The 21909-nt window shown below is 71.2% G+C and carries 17 protein-coding genes and 1 riboswitch; of the genes, 13 read left to right on the forward strand and 4 right to left on the reverse strand.

Annotated elements, in window-relative coordinates:
• Positions 1-73 precede the first annotated feature (73 nt).
• On the reverse strand, positions 74-1483 hold the full coding sequence (locus tag AC1DVZ_RS13540; protein WP_477618723.1) for an aminotransferase class V-fold PLP-dependent enzyme: 1410 nt from the start codon (positions 1481-1483) through the stop codon (positions 74-76).
• A 42-nt stretch (positions 1484-1525) separates the two neighbouring features.
• Positions 1526-1638: riboswitch (SAM riboswitch) on the reverse strand.
• A 563-nt stretch (positions 1639-2201) separates the two neighbouring features.
• On the opposite strand from AC1DVZ_RS13540, the gene AC1DVZ_RS13545 reads away from it, so the two are divergent.
• From AC1DVZ_RS13545 to AC1DVZ_RS13555, 3 genes are all read left to right on the forward strand, one after another.
• Positions 2202-4757, forward strand: coding sequence for an FtsK/SpoIIIE family DNA translocase (locus tag AC1DVZ_RS13545; RefSeq protein ID WP_477618759.1), 2556 nt, complete (start codon positions 2202-2204; stop codon positions 4755-4757).
• A gap of 78 nt (positions 4758-4835) precedes the next feature.
• Complete coding sequence (locus AC1DVZ_RS13550) at positions 4836-6224, forward strand: multidrug effflux MFS transporter (protein WP_477618724.1); 1389 nt, start codon at positions 4836-4838, stop codon at positions 6222-6224.
• A gap of 44 nt (positions 6225-6268) precedes the next feature.
• Entirely contained in the window at positions 6269-6931 is a 663-nt protein-coding gene (locus AC1DVZ_RS13555; protein WP_477618725.1) for an ion channel, read from the forward strand.
• Here AC1DVZ_RS13555 and AC1DVZ_RS13560 read toward each other — a convergent pair.
• On the reverse strand, positions 6928-8148 hold the full coding sequence (locus tag AC1DVZ_RS13560; RefSeq protein WP_477618726.1) for a dipeptidase: 1221 nt from the start codon (positions 8146-8148) through the stop codon (positions 6928-6930). The two genes, AC1DVZ_RS13555 and AC1DVZ_RS13560, sit on opposite strands and share 4 nt — an antisense overlap.
• A gap of 32 nt (positions 8149-8180) precedes the next feature.
• On the opposite strand from AC1DVZ_RS13560, the gene rimO reads away from it, so the two are divergent.
• From rimO to AC1DVZ_RS13580, 4 genes are all read left to right on the forward strand, one after another.
• The gene (gene rimO / locus AC1DVZ_RS13565) at positions 8181-9725 is read left to right on the forward strand and encodes a 30S ribosomal protein S12 methylthiotransferase RimO (RefSeq protein WP_477618727.1); all 1545 of its coding nucleotides are present in this window, start codon (positions 8181-8183) and stop codon (positions 9723-9725) included.
• Positions 9719-10381 (forward strand): CDP-alcohol phosphatidyltransferase family protein, encoded by a 663-nt coding sequence (locus tag AC1DVZ_RS13570; RefSeq protein WP_477618728.1) that lies wholly within the window; start codon positions 9719-9721, stop codon positions 10379-10381. The genes rimO and AC1DVZ_RS13570 overlap by 7 nt, the downstream gene beginning before the upstream one ends.
• Positions 10381-10854 (forward strand): CinA family protein, encoded by a 474-nt coding sequence (locus AC1DVZ_RS13575; RefSeq protein ID WP_477618729.1) that lies wholly within the window; start codon positions 10381-10383, stop codon positions 10852-10854. The genes AC1DVZ_RS13570 and AC1DVZ_RS13575 overlap by 1 nt, the downstream gene beginning before the upstream one ends.
• A gap of 160 nt (positions 10855-11014) precedes the next feature.
• On the forward strand, positions 11015-11314 hold the full coding sequence (locus AC1DVZ_RS13580) for a helix-turn-helix domain-containing protein (protein WP_477618730.1): 300 nt from the start codon (positions 11015-11017) through the stop codon (positions 11312-11314).
• A gap of 42 nt (positions 11315-11356) precedes the next feature.
• Here AC1DVZ_RS13580 and AC1DVZ_RS13585 read toward each other — a convergent pair whose 3' ends face one another.
• Entirely contained in the window at positions 11357-12235 is an 879-nt protein-coding gene (locus tag AC1DVZ_RS13585; protein WP_477618731.1) for an Fpg/Nei family DNA glycosylase, read from the reverse strand.
• A gap of 30 nt (positions 12236-12265) precedes the next feature.
• Positions 12266-17056, reverse strand: coding sequence for an ATP-dependent helicase (locus AC1DVZ_RS13590; RefSeq protein ID WP_477618732.1), 4791 nt, complete (start codon positions 17054-17056; stop codon positions 12266-12268).
• Between the two features lie 395 nt (positions 17057-17451).
• Here AC1DVZ_RS13590 and AC1DVZ_RS13595 point away from each other — a divergent pair, with 395 nt between their 5' ends.
• From AC1DVZ_RS13595 to AC1DVZ_RS13620, 6 genes are all read left to right on the forward strand, one after another.
• Complete coding sequence (locus AC1DVZ_RS13595; protein WP_477618733.1) at positions 17452-17844, forward strand: MmcQ/YjbR family DNA-binding protein; 393 nt, start codon at positions 17452-17454, stop codon at positions 17842-17844.
• Between the two features lie 61 nt (positions 17845-17905).
• Entirely contained in the window at positions 17906-18127 is a 222-nt protein-coding gene (locus tag AC1DVZ_RS13600; RefSeq protein WP_477612510.1) for a DUF3046 domain-containing protein, read from the forward strand.
• Complete coding sequence (locus tag AC1DVZ_RS13605; protein ID WP_477618734.1) at positions 18124-19155, forward strand: nitronate monooxygenase; 1032 nt, start codon at positions 18124-18126, stop codon at positions 19153-19155. The genes AC1DVZ_RS13600 and AC1DVZ_RS13605 overlap by 4 nt, the downstream gene beginning before the upstream one ends.
• A gap of 64 nt (positions 19156-19219) precedes the next feature.
• The gene (locus AC1DVZ_RS13610) at positions 19220-20155 is read left to right on the forward strand and encodes an ABC transporter ATP-binding protein (protein WP_477618735.1); all 936 of its coding nucleotides are present in this window, start codon (positions 19220-19222) and stop codon (positions 20153-20155) included.
• Complete coding sequence (locus tag AC1DVZ_RS13615) at positions 20155-21000, forward strand: ABC transporter permease (protein WP_477618736.1); 846 nt, start codon at positions 20155-20157, stop codon at positions 20998-21000. Before AC1DVZ_RS13610 ends, AC1DVZ_RS13615 begins: the two co-directional genes overlap by 1 nt.
• Positions 20997-21866: an ABC transporter permease gene (locus tag AC1DVZ_RS13620; protein WP_477618737.1), complete on the forward strand. Its 870-nt coding sequence runs from the start codon at positions 20997-20999 to the stop codon at positions 21864-21866. Before AC1DVZ_RS13615 ends, AC1DVZ_RS13620 begins: the two co-directional genes overlap by 4 nt.
• Positions 21867-21909 lie beyond the last annotated feature (43 nt).

Here is a 21909-nt window from a genome sequence, read left to right on the forward strand (position 1 = left end):
CACAAGTTCCTCGTTGACGGACAGGGTGCAACCTGTCCCTCAACGAGCAACCTTTGCTAGCAAAGGTTGCTGGCTACCAGGGGCGGGCGAGGTCGAGCGCGCGCGGGTCGCCGACMGGCGACCAGCCCTGCGGACCGTCGACGTACTCGGCGCGCGGTCCGTGCTCGGCGAGCTCGGCCACGGCGGAGAGCAGCCGCTCGACGTGCTCCGCGGTCGTGGCCAGGCCGACGCTGGCGCGGACGGCGGTCGTGGAGCCCACGGCATACGGGTCGTCGAGCAGGGCGTCGACGCACAGGTGCGCGCAGAACTTGCCATCCCGGACCCCGATGCCGTGTTCGGCCGACAGGGCGGCCGACACCAGTGACGAGTCGACGCCGTCGATCGTGAAGGTCGCCACCGCCACGCGCTCGTGGTCGGGGCTGAAGAGCGAGTAGGTCTGCACACCGTCGATGGCGGCAAGGCCCTCCAGCAGGCGCGCGCCCAGGGTGTGCTCGTGCTCCTCGACGGCGTCGGAGTGCGCGCGCAGGGCGTGGCACGCGGCCGCCAGGGCGATGGCGCCGATGACGTTGGGACTGCCGCCCTCGTGGCGTGCAGCCCCCTGCTGCCACACGACGCCGCGCTCGGTCACCGACTTCGTGGCGCCGCCACCGGCGAGGTAGGGCGCCGCAGCGTCGAGCCAGTCGGCCCGACCCGCCAGGACTCCCGTGCCGAACGGCGCGTACAGCTTGTGGCCCGACAGCACGGCGTAGTCGACGCCGAGGTCGTCGAGGTCCACCGGGCGGTGCGGAGCGTACTGCGCGGCATCGAGGACCACCCGCGCGCCGGCCTTGCGGGCGATCGCGGCCAGCTCGCGGACCGGCCAGATCTCACCGGTGACGTTGGAGGCGCCGGCCAGCACGACGAGGCGGTTCCTGCCAGGGTGGTCGCGGAGTGCGGTGCTCAGCAGTGCCCTCGCATCGCTGACGCTGCCGGGGACCGGAAGCCGATGGGTCCGGTTCCTCGGCCAGGGCAGCAGCGCGGCGTGGTGCTCGGACTCGAAGACGAACACCTGCGTGTGACGCGGCAGACAGCGGGCCAGGAGGTTGAACGAGTCGGTGCTGTTGCGGGTGAAGACGACCTCGTCGCCTTCGCGTGCACCGACGAACGCCCGCACCTCGGCCCGCGCCTGCTCGTACCAGGCGGAGGTCACCCGGGAGGCCCAGCCGTTGCCCCGGTGGACCGACGAGTAGGTGCGCAACGCCGTGTCGACGGCCTTCTTGACGCTGACCAGCGCGGGTGTGGACGCCGCGTGGTCGAAGTTGGCGTAGTCGACGGCGCCGTCGACCGTCGGCACGAGCAGCGACTCGGACACGACCGCGGGCAGCGGGCCGACCTCGCCCAGCGATCCCGGGTCGGGAACGGGACGCAGGTGGCTCTGGGTGCGGGCGTGTGCGAGGGGCGCGCTGCGACGGAAGGCGGGTGGCGGAGTGCTCGCGATCGACATGGGTAGAGCTCCTGGTCCGGGTGGGACCCGAGAGAGCTCCCGAGTCCGCGCTTGCCGACTGCGGGTGCAGTCGGCCCGGTCGTCACCCGGAGCACCCCACCGCGGAGGAGGGTTGCTGGTCAGCAAGCCGGGGCTTCGCGCTGACACTCATGACCTGTCGTCGAGGGTAGCGGCACCCACCCAGCGTGATCCAGCAGGTGGGCGGGGTTCCCGCGATCTGAGATGGCGGCGGTCCGGGCTGGGCGGCGTGCTGCCAAGCGGTCTGGCGGGGTGGGTCGGCACCGCCGTCCCCGCGCGACCTTTTCCCCCTGGGTGCGCGCCTGTGCCGACGACCATCTCTGGTCGTCGGCACAGGCCCCGCCAGACGCAAGGCCCAGCGTCCCACCGGGCGTGCGCGCTGGTAAGGGCTGCCGGGCCTTCGTGCCCGATCGGGGACGGCAAATCGGCCGTTCGGTCGAGGCCCGGACGTGCACATTGCCTGCCCGTGGAACGCGTGTGACGCGTGTGTCCGGTGTGACCTTCGCGTAGCCTGCGGACCATGGCGACACGTCCGTCCACACCCACGCGATCAACAGCAGGGGCGCGCTCATCCGGGGGCCGGGGCACCGCAACACGCCCCGCCAACCGCAAGAGCAGCGCGCCTCGCAAGTCCCCAGCCCGTGGCAAGGCCAGCGGGGGCGGACTGCCGCTGCCCCTGCGCGCCGTCCGGGGGACCTGGATGGGCATGGCACACGTGGCCGGTGGAGCCGTGCGCAGGGTCGGCAGCAGCGCCCGCGAGCTCGAGCCCGAGCACCGCCGCGACGGGGTCGGCTTCGCCCTCATCGGGCTGTCGATCGTCGTGGCCGCCCGCGAGTGGTGGGCCTTCGAGGGAGCGATCGGCGACGTGATCCACGCGATCGTGGCCGGCACCTTCGGGCGTGTGGCGTATGCCGTGCCGCTCGCCCTGCTCTTCCTCGGCATCCGTTTCCTGCGGGCACCGCAGGACGACTCGGCCAACTCACGCATCGGCGTCGGTCTCGGCGCACTCGCCTTCGCTGCCTCGGGCCTGGCGCACGTCGCTGCCGGAGTCCCCACTCCGCCGCGGGGCGCCGACGGGATGCGCGACGGCGGTGGCATCATCGGCTTCCTCGCCTCCAGCCCGCTGGAGGCGGCGGTGTCGGTCTACGGCACGGTGCCGATCCTGTTGATGCTCGGCTTCTTCGGCCTCCTGGTCATGACCGCGACCCCGGTCCACATGGTCCCGACCCGACTCGCCGAGCTGCGCGACCACCTGCTCCACCGCGGAGCCGACGACCCCGGGACCGATGCGCTCACCGATGCGGGCGAGGACAAGCCGAAGCGTCGTCGCCGCGTGATCGACCCGGACGGTCCGCTCGAGGGGGACGAGGCATTCGAGCAGGCCGCCCTCGTGGCACCCGACGGTCGGCGGTTCCGCCCGGGCGAGAAGCGCCCGACCTCGCCCGGCGTGCTGGCCCCTTCGGCGGCCGCCGAACCCGCCTCTCCCGTCAGGGGCCCGGCGATCGAGGTCAAGGCCGCGCTCGAGGCGCCGCCGACGACCCCGTTGCCACAGCGCGTCGAGCAGCTCGCCCTGGCGGGCGACATCACCTACACGTTGCCCGACAACGCGATCCTCGAACCCGGCTCACCGCACAAGACCCGCAGCGCCGCCAACGACCGCGTGGTCGAGTCGCTCAGCCAGGTGCTCGAGCAGTTCGACATCGATGCCCAGGTCACCGGCTTCAGCCGTGGACCGACGGTCACCCGCTACGAAGTCGAGCTCGGCCGTGGCACCAAGGTCGAGCGCGTCACCGCGCTCTCCAAGAACATCGCGTATGCCGTGGCCTCCGCCGACGTCCGCATCCTCTCGCCGATCCCGGGCAAGTCCGCGATCGGGATCGAGATCCCGAACGCCGACCGCGAGAAGGTCAGCCTCGGCGACGTGCTCCGCAGCCAGGCGGCGCGGGGCAACGAGCACCCGATGGTGATGGGGGTCGGCAAGGACGTCGAGGGCGGCTACGTCATCGCCAACCTCGCCAAGATGCCGCACCTCCTCGTCGCCGGCGCCACCGGCGCGGGCAAGTCCAGCTTCGTCAACTCGATGATCACCTCGATCCTGATGCGGGCCACGCCCGACGAGGTGCGCATGGTCCTGGTCGACCCCAAGCGGGTGGAGCTCACGGCATACGAGGGGATCCCGCACCTCATCACGCCGATCATCACGAACCCCAAGAAGGCTGCCGAGGCGCTCGCCTGGGTGGTGCGCGAGATGGACACCCGCTACGACGACCTCGCGCAGTTCGGGTTCAAGCACATCGACGACTTCAACAAGGCGGTCAAGGCGGGCAAGGTCAAGCCGCTGGCGGGGTCGGAGCGGGTCATCCACCCCTACCCCTACCTGCTGGTCATCGTCGACGAGCTCGCCGACCTGATGATGGTCGCCCCGCGGGACGTCGAGGAGTCGATCGTCCGGATCACCCAGCTGGCGCGGGCCGCCGGCATCCACCTCGTGCTGGCCACCCAGCGGCCGTCGGTCGACGTCGTCACCGGCCTGATCAAGGCCAACGTGCCGTCGCGGATGGCGTTCGCGACGTCCTCGCTGGCGGACAGCCGCGTCGTGCTCGACCAGCCCGGTGCCGAGAAGCTGATCGGTCAGGGCGACGCGCTGTTCCTGCCCATGGGTTCGTCCAAGACCATGCGCGTGCAGGGGGCGTGGGTCACCGAGTCCGAGATCCAGCAGGTCGTCAAGCACGTGACCGCACAGCTCAAGCCCAGCTACCGCGAGGACGTGACCGTGGTCGCGGCCAAGAAGCAGGTCGAGGACGACATCGGCGACGACCTCGAGCTGCTCCTCCAGGCGACCGAGCTCGTCGTGACGACCCAGTTCGGCTCGACCTCGATGCTCCAGCGCAAGCTGCGCGTCGGGTTCGCCAAGGCCGGGCGACTGATGGACCTGTTGGAGTCCCGTGGGGTGGTGGGTCCGTCCGAGGGCTCGAAGGCGCGCGACGTGCTGATCAAGCTCGACGACCTGCCGATGACCTTGGCCCTGATGCGTGGGGACGAGGTGCCCGAGATGGAGCCGGTGTTCGACGGACAGGCCGCTCCGGCCGACGCCGGGGTCGAGCGCACCGACGAGGTCGTCCTGCCCGGCGCCGGCTACACGCCTGGCTACGCGCCCGACTCGCGCTACGACAACGACCCGGTCGCGAGAGGCCTGGCCGGTCGGGAGGAAGTCGAGGAGTCGCTCGACGCCTGGGAGCTCACCGGCAGGGACTGACCACGGCGTGGGCGACATCACCTGAGATCGAAGGGCGCGGGATGAAATAGATCCCGTGCCCTTCGTCGTTGCGCAGAGGTGACTGCCGCCCCCGAGACCCTGACTGACGCCACCGCCCCGACTCCGACAGCCCCGACTTCGACCGCCCAGACTTCGACCGCCCCGACTTCGACCGCCCCGACTTCGACCGCCCAGGCTTCGACCGCCCCGACGTCGACCGCGACCTCCACGGGCACGCCGTCACCGCATCCCACCACTGGTGTCCAGACCGCCCCGACGGGCCGTTCCTACGTTCGCTTCGTCCTCGTGCTCGGCGCGCTGATCGCGATCGGTCCGCTGACCATCGACACCTACCTCCCCGCGCTGCCCTCCATCACCCGCGACCTCGCGGCATCGGAGTCGGCCGTGCAGGGCACGCTGACCGGCATCCTGCTCGGCATGGGGCTTGGGCAGCTCCTCGTCGGCCCGCTCGCCGATGCCATCGGTCGGCGCCGGCCGTTGATCGCCGGACTGGCACTGCACATCGCGGCCTCGGTATTCTGTGCCTTCGCCCCGACCATCGAGCTCCTCACCGTCGGGCGTGCGATCCAGGGGCTCGGCAACGCAGCCGTGTCGGTCGTTGCCATGGCGATGGTCCGCGACCTGTTCGCCGGGTCCGCCGCCGCGACGATGCTGTCCCGCCTGATGCTCGTCATGGGTCTGGCGCCGGTGCTCGCCCCGACGTTGGGTGGCTTCATCCTCAAGCTCACCTCGTGGCGCGGCGTCTTCGTCATCCTCGCCGTGGCGGGGGTGCTCCTGGTGACGCTGGCCAGCCTCGCGCTGCGCGAGACGCTTCCGGCCGAGCGTCGTCGCCCCCTGGCCCTCCGTCCGGTGCTCAACACCTACGGCATGCTCCTGCGCGACCGGACCTTCGTCGGGCTCGTCCTCATCAGTGGCCTGATGTTCGCGACGCTGTTCTCGTACATCGGCGGCTCCTCCTTCGTGCTGCAGGACATCTACGGCCTGAGCGTGACCCAGTTCGGGCTGGCCTTCGGCCTGAACTCGCTGGGCTTCCTCACCGGGTCGCAGGCAAACCCCTTCCTGCTCAAGCGCTTCCAGCCGCGACAGCTGGTCCGCGCGGGCGTGTCGATCGGTGCGGTCGCCGCGCTGTTGCTCCTGGCTTCGGCGGTCACCGGTCTCGGCGGGCTGGCCATGGTCCTCGTCTCGCTCTGGTTCCTCCTGCTCGCGTGCGGGCTCACCCTGCCCAACACCCCCGCGTTGGCCCTCACCCGCCACGGTGAGGCCGCCGGGACTGCTGCTGCCCTGCTGGGCGCGTCGCAGTTCGTCATCGGTGGCGTGTCCGCCCCGCTCATCGGCGCGATGGGTTCGGGCTCAGCCGTCCCGATGGCGCTGGTCATGGCGGTCACCGCCTGTCTGGCGGCCGTGGTTGCCGCCCGGACGCTGCGCGTGAGGGTCGTCACGAACTGAGGCACGCAACCTGACCCCTCGGCGCACACCCATAGGGTGTCGCCATGCGTGAATGGTTCAACGCCGTCAAGGGGCACCCCAGTGGGGTGCTCCTCGCGGCGCAGCTGCTCGAGGTGCTGGCATACCCCTTTGCCGGGGACACGCCCCTCGGGCGCACGCTCATCGGGGTGTTCGGCGTGCTCGTGCTGTCGATCGCCGTCTACGCCGTCAGGGCGACACCTGCGCTGACGTGGGTCGCGGTCGTGCTGGGGGTGCCCGTCGTGGCGYTGACCGTCGCCGAAGGGCTCCTCCCGGCGAACCACCAGGTGGTCTTCTGGTCCGCGATCCTGCACGCCGCGTTCTACGGCTACACCGGGTACGGCCTGATCCGCTACCTGTTCGACGACTCCTGGGTGACCCGCGACGAGATCTTCGCCGTGGGCGCGAACTTCACGGTGGTGTCGTGGATGTTCGCGCACCTGTTCATGGCCGTGCAGGTGGTATATCCGGGCTCGTTCACCGCCTACCAGGGCGAGGGCCACCGGACCTTCCTCGAGCTGCTGTACCTGTCCTTCGCCAACCTCACCAGCGTCGGGCTCTCCGACGTCACCGCGGTGCTGCCCTTCGCGCGGTCGGTGGTGATCATCGAGCAGGTGGCCGGCGTCATGTACGTCGCGCTGATCATCGCCCGCGTCGTCGGCCTGACCATCTCCCGCTGGCGCAACTAGCGGCGGGCCTGGCTGTCAGTCGGCTCGCCGTCGAGGTCCTTGATGGTGGCCAGGCTCGGGCCACGCTGCTCCTGCAGCGACCTCGCCCCTGACTCGGCGTCCCTCATCACCCGCAGGATGTTGCCGCTGGTGAGCTTGCCGAGGTCGTCGTCGGACCACCCGCGGTCGGCCAGGGCAGCCAGCAACCGGGGGTAGCCGGTGACGTCCTCGAGACCCTCGGGCAGCGTGGCCACTCCGTCGTAGTCGCCGCCGAGGCCGACGTGGTCGACTCCCGCCACGTCCCGGACGTGCTCGACGTGGCGGACGACGTCGTCCAATGTGGCCTTGGGGGTGGGCCGGGTGAGGCAGTACTCGTCGTAGAACGTGGTGTACGCGGCCGCGTCGGCCGGCGTGACTCCCTGTGCTCCGGCCACGGCATTGAGCTCCTCGCGCCAGGCTGCCGCCTCAGGGTTCACGAACGTCGGCACGAAGGTCACCATGCAGACGCCGTTGTTGTCGCGCAACGACTCCAGCACGTCGTCGGGCGCGTTGCGTGGGCTGTCGCAGACCGCTCGCGCGGAGGAGTGGCTGAAGATGGCAGGCACCTCGGCCACCCTCAGCGCGTCGCGCATGGTGTCGGCCGAGACGTGGCTGAGGTCGACGAGCATGCCGATCCGGTTCATCTCGCGCACGACCTCCACCCCGAAGGCAGAGAGTCCCTGGTGCACTGGCACATCCGTGGCCGAGTCGGCCCAGTCGACATTGCTGTTGTGGGTCAGCGTGAGGTAGCGGACGCCCAGGACGTGCAGCATGCGCAGGGTCGCGAGCGAGTTGTTGATGGAGTGCCCGCCCTCGGCCCCCAGCAGGGAGGCGATCCGTCCCGACTCCCAGGCGCGGGCCACGTCGTCAGCCGTACGGGCGAAAGCCAGCTGGCCGGCATACCTCGCCACCATCTGGTGGCCCGCGTCGATCTGCTCCAGCGTGGCGCTCACGGCGTCGTCCCCCGTGAAGGACGCAGGCACGAAGACCGACCAGAACTGGCCGCCGACGCCGCCCTGGGCCAGCCGCGGCAGGTCGGTGTGGGTGGGGGTGCCCCCCGCCTCGATGTCGAGCCGGTCGAAGTCGTAGCCGACCTGGTCGCGCGCCTCCCACAGGAGGTCGTTGTGCCCGTCGATGACGGGGTGGCGCTCGAGCAGCGCGCTGATCCGGGAGGTGGTCGCATCGGTTGTCGCGGTCATGACGCCACGCTACCCACCCGTACAGTGGGGCCATGAGTTCGACGGCCCTGGACAGTTCAACGGCACAGGGCACTCCCACCGCCCAGCGCAGTGTCGCCCTGGTCACCCTGGGGTGCACCCGCAACGAAGTCGACTCCGAGGAGCTCGCCGGACGTCTGGCTGCGGAGGGCTGGTTGCTCGTCGACGACGCGGACGACGCGGACGTCGCCGTCGTCAACACCTGCGGGTTCGTCGAGCAGGCCAAGAAGGACTCGATCGACGTGCTCCTCGAGGCCTCGGCGCGCAAGGGACACTCCAGGACCCAGAAGGTCGTCGCGGTCGGATGCCTGGCCGAGCGCTACGGCCAGCAGCTCGCCGACGAGCTGCCCGAGGCCGACGCCGTGCTGGGGTTCGACTCCTATGCGGACATGTCGACCCACCTGCGGGCCGTCCTCGACGGCCACGCGCCGGCTTCGCACGTTCCCTCCGACCGCCGCCGGCTGCTCCCGTTGTCCCCGGTCGAGCGGCAGGACGGGTCCGCCGGCGTGGCGCTGCCCGGCCACGGCATCTCCACCGACCCCACGTCGCCCGAGCAGGTCTCGACGGAGCCCGTCGACGTCACCATCGACGGACCGGTCCCCGCCTCCGGCCCACGGGTGATCCGCGCCCGTCTCGACGGGCGGCCCTGGGCTCCGCTCAAGATCGCCAGCGGCTGCGACCGTCGGTGTGCGTTCTGCGCCATCCCGATGTTCCGCGGTGCCTTCGTGTCGCGGCGGCCGCACGACATCGTCGCCGAGGCGCGCTGGCTGGGGGAGCGCGGAGTCAAGGAGCTGTTCCTCGTCAGCGAGAACTCCACGTCCTACGGCAAGGACCTCGGCGACATCGGGCTGCTCGAGAAGATCCTGCCCGACCTCGCGGCGGTCCCCGGGATCGAGCGGGTGCGGGTGAGCTACCTGCAGCCCGCCGAGATCCGCCCCGCACTGCTCGACGCGATGGCCTCGGTGCCGGGCGTCGTGCCCTACTTCGACATCTCGTTCCAGCACGCCTCTGCCAGCCTGCTGCGCTCGATGCGGAGGTTCGGCGGTCGCGAGGCCTTCCTCGGGCTGCTCGACGAGGTCCGCGCCCGCGTGCCACTGGCCGGCATCCGGAGCAACGTCATCGTGGGGTTCCCCGGTGAGACCGAGGACGACCTCGCCGAGCTCGAGGCCTTCCTCGTGGCCGCCCGACTCGACGTCGTCGGAGTGTTCGGCTACTCGGACGAGGACGGCACCGAGGCCGAGACCTACGGCGACAAGCTGCCCGATGACGTTGTCGCAGAACGGGTTTCGCGTTTCACCGCCCTCATCGAGGAGCTCAACCTCCAGCGTGCCGAGGAGCGCATCGGTGAGATCGTCGACGTGCTCGTCGAGTCGGTCCCCACGGGGGATGACGAGGACGAGGAGACGTCCGTCGTGGGTCGGGCGGCCCACCAGGGACCTGACGTCGACGGCGTGACCATGCTCGATCCCTCTCAGTTCCCCGACGTCGCGGTGGGCGACATCGTGCGGGCCGTCGTGACCGGCACCGAGGGGATCGACCTGCTGGCCGCGCCATGCTGAGCGAGTCCGCGCCGGCTCCCGACCCGGCCGCAGCCCCGGTGGCCGTGCCGCCGCCCAGCTCCTGGAACATCGCGAACGCCCTCACGGTCACCCGGATCCTGCTCGTGCCGGTCTACGGCTGGCTGCTGCTGTTCGACGGTGGCGACCGACCAGGGATGCGCTGGGCGGCCGCGGCCGTGTTCACCTTCGCGACGCTCACCGACCGCGTGGACGGCGACATCGCGCGGCGACGCGGCCTGATCACCAACTTCGGCAAGATCGCCGACCCGATCGCCGACAAGACCCTGATGGGTATGGCGTTCGTGGGGCTCTCCGTCCTCGGTGAGCTGCCGTGGTGGGTCACCGTCGTCGTCCTGGTGCGCGAGTGGGGAGTGACGGTGCTGCGGTTCTTCGTCATCCGCCACGGCGTGATGCCCGCGGGTCGCGGCGGCAAGGTCAAGACGGCACTGCAGTTCTTCGGCCTGCTGTTGTTCACGCTCCCGTTGTCGTCCTTTGCCGGCGCGGACGTCTGGACGGTCGTCGCGGACGCGGTCCTGGGGCTCGCGGTCGTCGTGACCGTCGTGACCGGTCTGGACATCGCGCTCAAGGCACTGCGCCTGAGGCAGACCAGCGAGCGCTCGGCGATGAAGCGCGCACGCCGAGCCGCTCGACAGTGATGAGCACCGCTTCCGAGGTGGTGGCGGCTCTGGCTGCGGCCTCGCGCAGCATCGCGACCGCCGAGTCGCTCACCGGCGGCCTGGTCTGCGCGGCGCTGACCGACGTGCCCGGCGCCTCGGCCGTGGTGCGGGGCTCCGTGGTGGCCTATGCGACCGAGCTCAAGACCGAGGCCCTCGGCGTCGACGCCGGACTGCTCGCCACCGGTGGTGCTGTCCAGGCCGAGGTGGCCCGGCAGATGGCCACCGGCGTATGCCGCGTGCTCGGGTCCGACGTCGGCGTCGCCACCACCGGGGTGGCCGGGCCGGACCCGCAGGACGGCCGCGCGGTCGGGACGGTGTTCGTCGCGGTGGCGTTCGACGGCGACGTGGCGGTCAGGGAGCTGGCGCTGACCGGCGACCGTCGGTCGATCCGACGGGAGACGGTGGCGCACGCCCTGTCGCTCGTGACCGAGGTGCTCCGCGGGCGGCCATGACCCGCCGGGGCTGCTGTGATCGGTGGGACGGAAGATTCTCATGCCGTGGACCGTTGATCCCGTCGTACCGCGTGTTCTGCGTTCCCGCGCGCGCAGCGTCAGGGGCTCGGGGTAACGTTGGTGCCCTGACAACCGGCAGTCGAGCAGTGAAGGAGGCGTCATGATTCTGCTTCGTCGTGAACTTGGTGACGTGCTCCGTGAGCAACGTCAGTCGCAGGGACGCACCTTGCGCGAAGTGTCGGCTGCCGCTTCCGTGTCGCTCGGCTACCTCAGCGAGGTCGAGCGCGGCGAGAAGGAAGCGTCCTCAGAGCTGCTCGCCTCGATCTGTGGGGCACTGCACCTGCCGTTGTCCGAGGTGCTCGGTCAGGTCTCCGAGCGAGTCGCCGAGACCGAGGCGCTGACCGCGCCGGTGTCGCTGCCGCTGCCGGCGGCCGCGATGGTTTCCGCCTCTGCCGCCTGACGCACGATCGGGGCTGTGCCCCAGGTCTTGGCGGACTCCGGGTCAGCCGCGACGTTTCCCCGTGGTCCGAGTGGTCCCGCGTCCCGTGGCGGCACCGAGCGGACGCTGGGGGCGACCGTCGTCGGTAGGGGCCAGTCCGCCCTGACAACCGGGGCAGTAGAACATCGTGCGCTCCCGAGTCGGCGGCCCGATCATCGCGACGCGCACCGTCGTTCCGCACCGACGGCAGGGCCGACCCGAGCGCGCATGGACGTAGGACTCCTCTCCGCGGCGACGGCTTCCGGTGCTGGACTGGACGGCGTGGTGTCGAGCCTGGTCGAGCAGCTGCTGGGCCCGAGCGACGATTCGCTCCAGATCCGCGTCGGCGAGCTCGGCGACGGGCGTCCACGGTCCGAGCCGCGACAGGAAGAGCGACTCACTGGCCCACAGGGTGCCGATGCCGGCGAGGTTGCGCTGGTCGAGGAGGGCGGCCCCGATCGAGGAGTCCGAACTCCGCAGGTTGGCCAGCGCCCGCGCGAGGTCCCAGTCGCTCCCGAGCAGGTCGGGCCCCAGGTGGCCCACCACCGTTGCCTCGTGGTCGGTCGGGAGCAGGTCGAGCATCCCGAGCCGCAGCCCCAGGGCGGTCCACGAGGACGTGCCCACCGCCGCCCGCAGGTCGTCGCGGCGCAGCCAGCCGGCCGCGTCGCCGGGGGCTTCGACCCGCCACTGACCCTCCATGCGCAGGTGTGAGTGCAGGGTCAGTCCGTTGTCGAAGCGGTGCAGGAGGTGCTTGCCACGACTGACGACCTCGAGGGTCGTGGACCCGCGGAGGTCGGCCGTGGCCACCTCGGGGAAGCGTAGGTCGCTCAGCACGACCACAGCGCCCGCGAGGGCCTTGTCCAGTCGCTGGGCGGTGCGCCAGACGGTGTCGCCCTCAGGCACGACGGTCCCCGCCGGCAGCGGCCGTGGACCTCACCGCCGCAGTCGCAGGCCGCGCGGGGTGGCGTGGAAGCCTGCTTTGGCCAGAGCGGCTGCGAGTGGGTGGGCAGACCCCAGCACAGCGCCGCCGTCGGCCTTCTCGACCGTGAGCCTGCCCAGCGCACCCTCGCGGACGGCGAGGGCGAGGGCATCGGCTGCGCCCTGGAGCGACTGCTCGTCGTCCGTCCACGACAGGAGCGTCTTGCCCCCACGTTCGACGTAGAGGACCAGCTCGCCGTCGACCAGGACCACCAAGGCTCCTGCCTTGCGGGCCGGCTGATGGCCCCGTTTGGAGGTGGGGGTCTTCCCTCCTGACGCGATGCCTGGGACGGCAGCCACCGAGGCGCCGGCGCCTGAGCCGTCGCCACCCGTGTCGGCACTGGTGCCGTCCGGACCGGTTGCACGGTCCGGCCACGGCAGTGCCGCCCCGTAGGCATTCGCCGGGTCGGTGGCTGCGAGCACCATCGCCGGGACGGCTCGGTCGGCATCGTCGCCCACCGGTCGCGCGCCCGCGCGGAGCCGGTCGACGGAGCCGGTGGTGGAGAACTGGGAGGCGCCCAGCGACTCGACGAAGTAGCCGCGGCGGACTCGCCCCGACTCCTCGGCAGCGGCCAACACGCGGTAGACGCCGGCGAACCCGCCGGGAACGTCCTCGGCGACCACCGAGCCACGGGTGACCACGCCGTAGCGGTCGAGGAGGACCTCGGCCGTCGCGTAGGCCCGCACCGTTGAGTCCAGCTCGACCTCGGGCAGCAGCGACCAGCGTCCGGCCCCAGCCGGCGGCCCACTGCGGGTCGGCACCGTGGGACGACCCAGCTCACGCTGGCCCGAGAGAGCGCCGAGCGAGCCCCGCCGTCCGGCATACCTCGTGGTGCGTGGGCCGGGACGGCTGCGCTTGTGGCTGGTGCGGCCGCCGGCGAGCAGGGCCCGCAGGGGGGTGAGGGTGTCGTTGCTGACCCTGCCGTCCCAGGCAAGAGCCCACAGGTCGGCGAGCAGGGACTCGTCGTCGGTGCTGCCCACGGCGTCGGCCAGGGGGCGGAAGAAGTAGGCCCCGCCGCCCGCGAGGGCGTCGACCACCGCCTGCTCCCCGTCGCTGGGCGTGCGCTCAGCAGGCGGCGCCAGGGTCAGGTGGGCGGTGTCGGCGAGGTGCAACGACACCCAGCCGTCGTCGCCGGGCAGTGACCCGTGGCCGCGCCAGAGGACCTCGCCGCTGCTCGTGAGGTCGTCGAGCAGTGCGGGGGAGTAGTCCACGATGCGGCTGGGCAAGACCAGGCTCTCCACGGCACTGGCCGGGAGCACGGCTCCCGCCAGCTGCTCGACGGCGCGGACCAGGCCCTCGCGACCGCGCAGGCCTCCACCCACCGACTGCCACTGGGGGAGGAACCTGGCCAGCTCGACGGCGGGGACGGGCTCGACCTCGGCGCGCAGGGCGGCCAGGGAGCGACGTCGAAGCAGGCGGAGCACCTCGGCATCGCAGTAGTCGAGGCCGTGCAGCCCACCACCGTTCTCGGTGGGGAGCAGCTCGCCCTCGACGACGCGACCGGAGGAGACGAGTCGTCGCAGCGCATCGAGGGCTACAGCGGGACCGATGCCCCACCAGGCGGCCACGGCCGCGGCAGGGAAGGGGCCGTGGGTGCGGGCATAGCGGCGGACCAGGTCTACCAGCGGATCGGGCACGGACTCGAGGAACGTCTGCGGTACGCCGACCGGCAACGAGCTGCCCAGGGCGTCACGCAGGCGCCCGGCGTCCTCGATCGCGGCCCAGCGCTCCTGACCGGCGATGCGCACGCGGATCAGCCGTCGCGCCCCCTCGAGGTCGACCAACCACGCACCGATCTCGTTGCGTGCCAAGGACTCCTGCGACCTGCGGACGATCTCGTCGAGGGGGAGCGGCCCCAGGACGCGCAGCAGGTCGGCCACGTCCTCGGCGTCGCGGCAGGCCCGCTCGGGGACCAGCCGCTGCAGCTCGGACTCGGTGCGGGTGACCTGGGCAGGATCCAGCAGGTCACGCAGGGACAGGCCCTCGCCTCGGCCGAGCAGCTCGGCCAGCAGGGTCGGGTCGAGCGCGAGGGCGGCGGCTCGCTTCTCGGCCAGCGGGGAGTCTCCCTCGTAGAGGAACTGGGCGACGTAGCCGAACATCAGGGACCGGGCGAAGGGCGACGGCTGGGCCGACTCGACGTCGACGAGGGTGACCTCGCGAGACTCGATCGAGCGCATCAGGGCAGTCAGGCCGGGCACGTCGAACACGTCCTGGACGCACTCACGGACCGTCTCCAGGACGATCGGGAACGACGCGTACTGGCTGGCGACCTCGAGCAGCTGCGCCGCCCGCTGCCGTTGCTGCCACAGGGGTTGGCGACGATCGGGGCGCCGACGCGGCAGCAGCAGGGCACGGGACGCGCACTCCCGGAACCGGGCGGCGAACAGTGCCGACCCGCCGATCTCGGACGTGACGAGGTCGTGGACGTCGTCGGCCTCCAGGCGGACCAGCTCCAGGAGCTCGGCACCGACCCCGCGGCCCGAGCCGCCGTCGTCCTCGAACTCGAGGTCGGGCAGCCGGAACACGATCCCGTCGTCGCCGTGCATCGCCTGCACGTCGACGCCGTAGCGCTCTCGCATCCGAGCCGAGACGCACAGGGCCCAGGGTGCGTGCACCTGGCCACCGAAGGGCGAATGGACCGCCACCCGCCAGTCACCGATCTCGTCGCGGAACCGCTCGACCACGATCGTGCGGTCGTCGGGGACGTGACGGGTCGCCTCCTGCTGCTCGGCGAGGTAGCGGAGCAGGTTGTCCGCTGCCCACTCGTCGAGCCCTGCGGCGGTCACCCTGGCCCGGGCCTTGGCGGGCGCGAGCCCGACCACCTCGCGGACGAAGGCCCCGACGGCGCGCCCCAGCTCGGCAGGCCGCCCCTGCTGGTCGCCCTTCCAGAACGGAAGCCGCCCGGGAAGCCCTGGCGCCGGTGTGACCAGCACCTGGTCGTGGGTGATGTCCTCGATCCGCCACGTCGAGGTGCCGAGGGTGAACACGTCGCCGACCCGCGACTCGTAGACCATCTCCTCGTCGAGCTCACCCACCCTGCGCCCGGCGCCCTCGCTGGAAGCGAGGAACACGGCATACAGGCCGCGGTCGGGGATGGTGCCCCCAGAGGTGACGGCGAGCCGTTGCGCGCCCGGACGCCCGGTGAGCACTCCTGTCACGCGGTCCCAGACGATGCGCGGGCGCAGCTCGGCGAACTCGTCACTGGGATAGCGACCCGACAGCATGTCGAGCACCGACTCGAGGATCGATCGCGGCAGCGAGGCGAACGGCGTCGCCTTGCGGACCACCGACTCCAGCTCGTCGACGGACCACTCGTCGAGGGCGCACATCGCCACGATCTGCTGGGCGAGCACGTCGACCGGGTTGGCGGGGACGCGCAACGACTCGATCGCGCCGGCCCTCATGCGCTCGACGACGACGGCGGTCTGGACCAGGTCGCCACGGAACTTGGGGAACAACACGCCCCTCGACACCGCTCCGACCTGGTGACCGGCCCGCCCGACCCGCTGCAGCCCCGAGGCCACCGACGGGGGTGACTCGACCTGGATGACCAGGTCGACCGCGCCCATGTCGATGCCCAGCTCGAGCGAGCTGGTCGCGACCACCGCGGGCAGCCGCCCGGCCTTGAGGTCCTCCTCGATGAGCTGGCGGTGTTCCTTGCTCACCGAGCCGTGGTGGGCGCGCGCCAGCACCGCGGGAGCGCCGGACGACGCCCCTGACTGCGCCATCAGCTGGGCCGGGGTGCGGTTGCCGGTATGCCGCGTGGCCGGCTCGCCCGGCTCGTCGCCTCGCGCCTGTCGCATCGTCTCGAGGCGGTCGTCCCAGATCTCGTTGAGCCGCGCCGTGAGCCGTTCGGCGAGGCGACGGGAGTTGGCGAAGACCAGGGTCGACCGGTGGGAGGCGATGAGGTCGACGATGCGTTCCTCGACGTGCGGCCAGATGGAGGCACGGCGCTCGGCTCCCGACGCGGGTCCGGACAGGTCGTCCTCGATGACCTCGCCGAGTGCCGACATGTCGGCGATCGGCACCACGACCTCGAGGTCCCACTCCTTGGTGGACGGCGGGCGCACGATCTCGACCGGCCGGCCTCCCGCGAGGTAGCGCGCCACCTCGGCCACGGGCTCGACCGTGGCGGACAGGCCGATGCGCTGGACCGGCTTGTCCAGCAGGGCGTCGAGGCGCTCGAGGGACAGCGCGAGGTGGGCGCCCCGCTTGGTGCCGGCCACGGCGTGCACCTCGTCGAGGATGACGGTCTCGACGCCGGCCAGCGCCTCCCGAGCCGCCGAGGTGAGGATGAGGAACAGCGACTCGGGGGTCGTGATGAGCACGTCGGTGGGGGTGCGTGCGAAGGCTCGTCGTTCGGAGGCAGGGGTGTCGCCGGACCGCACCGACACCGTGATGTCCGGCGGCGTGAGCCCCAGACGGGTTGCCGCGTGCCCGATCCCGACGAGTGGGGAGCGCAGGTTGCGCTCGACGTCGACGGCGAGTGCCTTCATGGGGGAGACGTAGAGGACGCGGCAGCGCTTGATCTTCTCGGCCGGTGGGGGCTCGGCCGCGAGCCGGTCGAGTGCCCACAGGAAGGCCGACAGGGTCTTGCCGGATCCGGTCGGGGCCACGACCAGGGCGTGGTGGCCGGAGCTGATCGCGTCCCAGGCGCCCGCCTGGGCGGCGGTGGGCGCCTTGAACGAGCCCCTGAACCACTCGGCAGTGGCTGGGGAGAACCGGTCGAGGACGTCCGTTGCCATGAGGGCTACAGCCTCTCACCTCGCACCGACAGGCATCCCTCGCACCGACAGGCACCCGTCGCACCGACCGGCCTCCGACCGGGCCTCGCGCGGGCGGGCTCGCAGCGCGACGCCCGATGCGAGGGAGCGCGTCGAGCGTCGGCGTTGATTCGCGCGCCCCTCGACCCTCGGGGGCGGAAGGGAGGGGCGCGCGGTGACCTGCCTCGGGTCGCGAACGAGAGTCTGGGGATGCGCACAAGCCCCGGACAGTCACTCATTCGCAACCATGGTCCGGGGCAGCAGGCCCACTCTACTCCGGGCCCTGCCCGAGGTGAAGATCTACGCGCGCGTTCTTTGGGAACAGCCACGCCGTACCCTCTACGGCATGGGCACGATGTGGTCTGGGGGCGCCCGCGTTGGCTGACGCCGAGGACGTCCGCAGACTCGCCACGTCGCTGCCCCACGTGGTGGAGGTGCCCAGTTCCGGATTCGACTTCCGGGTGGGCGACAAGGGGTTCGTCTGGTCCTATCCGGAGCGCCGACCGGGCAGGCCACGGCTGATCCGCATGGACATCGCGGTGCTCTTCGTCGGCGACGAGGGCGAGAAGCAGGCGCTGCTCCTCGGTGAGCCCGACGCCTTCTTCACCGCGCCCGGATACGAGAACGTGCCCCTGGTGATGCTGCGTCTGGCCCAGGTGGGGCTCGACCGTCTCCGCGAGCTCGTGACCGACGCGTGGCGGATGCGCGCACCGGAAGACCTCGTCACGGACCTCCACCTGGAGAGCGACTCCTCCACCAACCCCGGCTGAGCCGGCCCCGCCTCACCCCGCCCCGACCGGGCAGGGTCGCGCCGCCGCCTACACTCACTGCGTGCGGCTGAGCCATTTCTGGGTGTTGATGAACGACGAGTTCGGGGAGGGCTACGCCTCCTCGCTCGCGCAGCACCTCGTCCTCGGGGTCCTCGGCGAGCGCACGGTGGTCCAGGCGCTCGAGGCCGGAGAGAGCCCTCGGCGGGTCTGGCTGGCCCTGTGCGACGCGATGGACGTGCCCGAGTCGCGCCGGCTCGGCATCGAGCGGAGACCGGCGAAGTGACCTCGGTCGACTGGTCCGCCCGCCCGTTGGTCCTGGCACCGATGGCGGGCGGTCCGTCGACGGTCGCGCTCGCCGCAGCAGCTACCGAGGGCGGAGTCTTCCCCTTCCTCGCGGGCGCCTACCTCACCCCGGAACGCCTCCACGAGGACATCGTCGCCCTGCGGGCAGCGACGCCAGAACCCTTTGGTGTCAACATCTTTGCGCCGTCACCAGACAGCCCGTCCATGCAGCAGGAAGCCCTCGAGTATGCCGCGCTGCTCGCCCCGTGGGCGGCGTCGGCGGGCGTCGAGCTGGGGGCGCCGCGCTACGACGACGACGCCTTCGACGCGAAGGTCGACCTCCTCGTGGAGTCGGCGCCCGCCCTGGTGAGCTTTGCCTTCGGGTGGCCGCCCGCGGAGGTGGTCGCGCGACTGCAGGCCACCGGGGTCGAGGTGTGGGTCACCGTCAACGAGGCCACGGAGGTCGAGTGGGCGCAGGAGCTCGGCGTCGACGGCCTCGTCGTGCAGGGTTGGGAGGCGGGAGGTCACCGGGGCGGCCCCGTCGACACCGGCGCCACCCAGTCCGAGCTGCTGCCACTGGTCACCGAGGTCGCTGGCCTCACCGAACTGCCGGTGATGGGCACCGGTGGGGTCATGACCGGGGCCGACGCAGCCGCCGTCCTGCGCGCCGGTGCGACTGCAGTGGCCCTGGGCACGGCGTTCCTGGACTGCCCCGAGGCCGGGACGGCGCCCGTGCACCGGCACGCCCTGACCCACCGGACCGGCACCACCGTGACCCGCGCCTTCACCGGCCGCAGTGCCCGTGCCCTGACCACGACGTGGACCGAGCTGTTCAGCGAGGCTGCGCCCGCGGCATACCCGCACGTCCACCACCTCACGGCACCCTTGCGGGCCCACGGAAAGGCCACCGGCGAGGCCGAGCTCGTCCATCTGTGGGCCGGCACCGGCCACGCGAGCCTGCGCAGGCTGCCGGCCGCCGAGCTCGCCCGGTCGTTGGTCGTCGAGCTCGAGGTCGCCCAGACCGCCTGACCGCCTGGACCACCTGACAGAAATGCGCGTGAGTCTGTCGGTGGACCTCGCTAGGTTGGGGCGAGTGAGTGGTGACGACGAGATCCTGTTGAGCGCGACCGGACTGACCAAGAGGTTCGGGGAGTTCACGGCGGTCGACGGGATCGACTTCGCCGTCCGCAAGGGCGAGTGCTTCGGGTTCCTCGGGCCCAATGGCGCCGGCAAGTCATCCACGATGCGGATGGTCGGCTGCGTGTCCCCGGTGACGAGCGGCGAGCTGCGCCTCTTCGGGCTCGACCCAGCCGGCAGCGGCCCCGCCATCCGGGCCAGGCTCGGCAACTGTCCGCAGCGCGACACCCTCGACGAGGAGCTCACCGTCGAGGAGAACCTCTGGATCTACGGGCGCTACTTCGGCCTCTCGCGCAGGGAGGCCCGCTCCCGTGCGGCTGAGCTGCTCGACTTCGCCCAGCTCACCGACCGCGCCAAGGACAAGGTCGAGCCGCTGTCGGGCGGCATGAAGCGACGTCTGACGATCGCGCGCTCCCTCATCAACTCACCCGAGATCCTGCTGCTCGACGAGCCGACCACGGGTCTGGACCCACAGGCTCGACACGTGTTGTGGGACAGGCTGTTCCGGCTCAAGCGGTCGGGGGTGACGCTCGTGCTGACCACCCACTACATGGACGAGGCCGAGCAGCTCTGCGACCGGCTCGTGGTGATGGACCACGGACGCATCGTCGCCGAGGGGTCGCCGCGCTCGCTCATCGACGAGTTCTCCACGCGAGAGGTCCTCGAGCTGCGCTTCGACGCCGAGGACCACAAGGACTTCGCCGAGCAGGTCGTCGGCATCGGCGAGCGGGTCGAGGTACTGCCCGATCGACTCCTCGTCTACGCCGACGACGGTGACCAGGCTGCGGCACTCGTGCACTCGCGCGGGATCGCACCCCTGTCCTCGCTCGTGCGCCGAGCCACGCTCGAGGACGTGTTCCTGCACCTCACCGGCCGGACCCTGGTGGACTGATGGCGCTCCACGAGCCGCAGCCGCAGCTTCATCCCCAGTCCCGGGCGGACCACGGCATCCGTCAGCCCCTCTCCGCCACCGAACGGGTCCTCGCCGTCTTCACCTACTTCCTCACGGTCTACCGACGCACGTGGCGAGGGAGCATCATCGGCCGGTTCCTGTCGCCGCTGTTCTTCCTGCTGGCCATGGGCATCGGGTTGGGCTCACTCGTCGACGACCGGGTGGGCGGAGTGGGCGGCCTGCCCTACCTGCAGTTCGTCGTCCCGGCCATCGTCGCCACCCAGACGATGTGGGTCGCGATGGGGGAGTCGACCTACCAGGTGCTCGGCTACATCAAGTGGAACATGGGCTACCACGCCATGCTCGCGTCGCCCATGACCGTGCGCGACGTCCTGCGAGGCCACTTCCTCGCGGTGGCTGCCCACCTCACGACGGCCACGGCGATCTTCATGGCGGTGGCGTCGCTGTTCGGTGGCTTCGGGTCCGTGTACGCGGTCCTGTGCCTGCCGATCGCGATCCTCACGGGGATGGCGTTCACCACCCCGATCTTCGCGTTCACCGCCAGGCAGGAGGGCGATGACGGCTTCAACATCCTGTTCCGCTGGATCGTGACGCCGCTGATGCTGTTCTCCGGCACGTTCTTCCCCATCGAGCAGCTGCCCGGCTGGATGCAGCCCATCGCGTGGGTCACCCCGCTGTGGCACGGGGTGGAGGCGTGTCGTGCGGTGGCGACAGGTGTTGTCGTCTGGGCGCCGTTCTTCGGTCACCTGCTGGTGCTGGCGATGTATGCCGCGGTGGGCTGGTGGCTCGCGGAGAAGGCCTTCGCGAGGCGGCTGGTCCCGTGAGCACCTCGACCTCCAGCCCCCGGTCCGCGTCCGGGTCCTCGTCCGGGTCCGGGCGCGCACAGGCGTCGGCGCGGCTGGCCAGGCTGGTGCCGATGCCCGCCGGGGCCGGACTGGCCAGGATGCTCATCGAACGCAACGTCACGTCGTTCCGCCACGGCTGGATCGCGCTGGTGACCGGGTTCGCCGAGCCGGTGTTCTACCTGTTCTCCCTCGGTATCGGCATCGGTGCGCTCGTGAAGACCGTCACGACCGACTCGGGTGCAGTGGTCTCCTACCCCCAGTTCGTGGCCCCCGCGCTGCTGGCCGCCTCGGCGATGAACGGCGCCGTGTTCGACTCGACCTTCAACGTGTTCTTCAAGCTGCGCTACGCCAAGCTCTACGACGCGGTCCTCGCGACGCCGATGGGCCCGCGCGACATCGCCGTCGGCGAGATCGCCTGGTCCCTCATCCGTGGTGGCCTCTACTCCGCGGCCTTCCTCGTCGTCGCGCTGCTCGCAGGGGCGGTCGGGTCGTGGTGGGCTCTGCTGGCCCTGCCGGCTGCGGTCTTCATAGGGTTCGCCTTCGCCGCGCTGGGGATGTTCGCGACCACGTTCATGAAGTCCTGGGTGCACTTCGACTACATCACCTTGGCCATCCAGCCGATGTTCCTGTTCTCCGCGACGTTCTTCCCGCTGTCGACCTATCCCGAGGCCCTCCAGTGGCTGGTGCGGGTGACGCCGCTCTACCACGGCGTCGCCCTCGAACGCGCGCTGATGCTCGGCGACGTCGGCTGGGGGGTGCTCGCGCACGTGGGCTACCTCGTGGTGCTGGGCGGGATCGGCGTCGTGGGGACGGCCCGCCGCCTGGAGAAGCTGCTCCTCTCGTAGTCCCTCGGTCGTAGTCCCTCGGTCGTCGTCCTCCGGGCGCCTA

This window comes from Pedococcus sp. P2_E5, assembly GCF_056403895.1.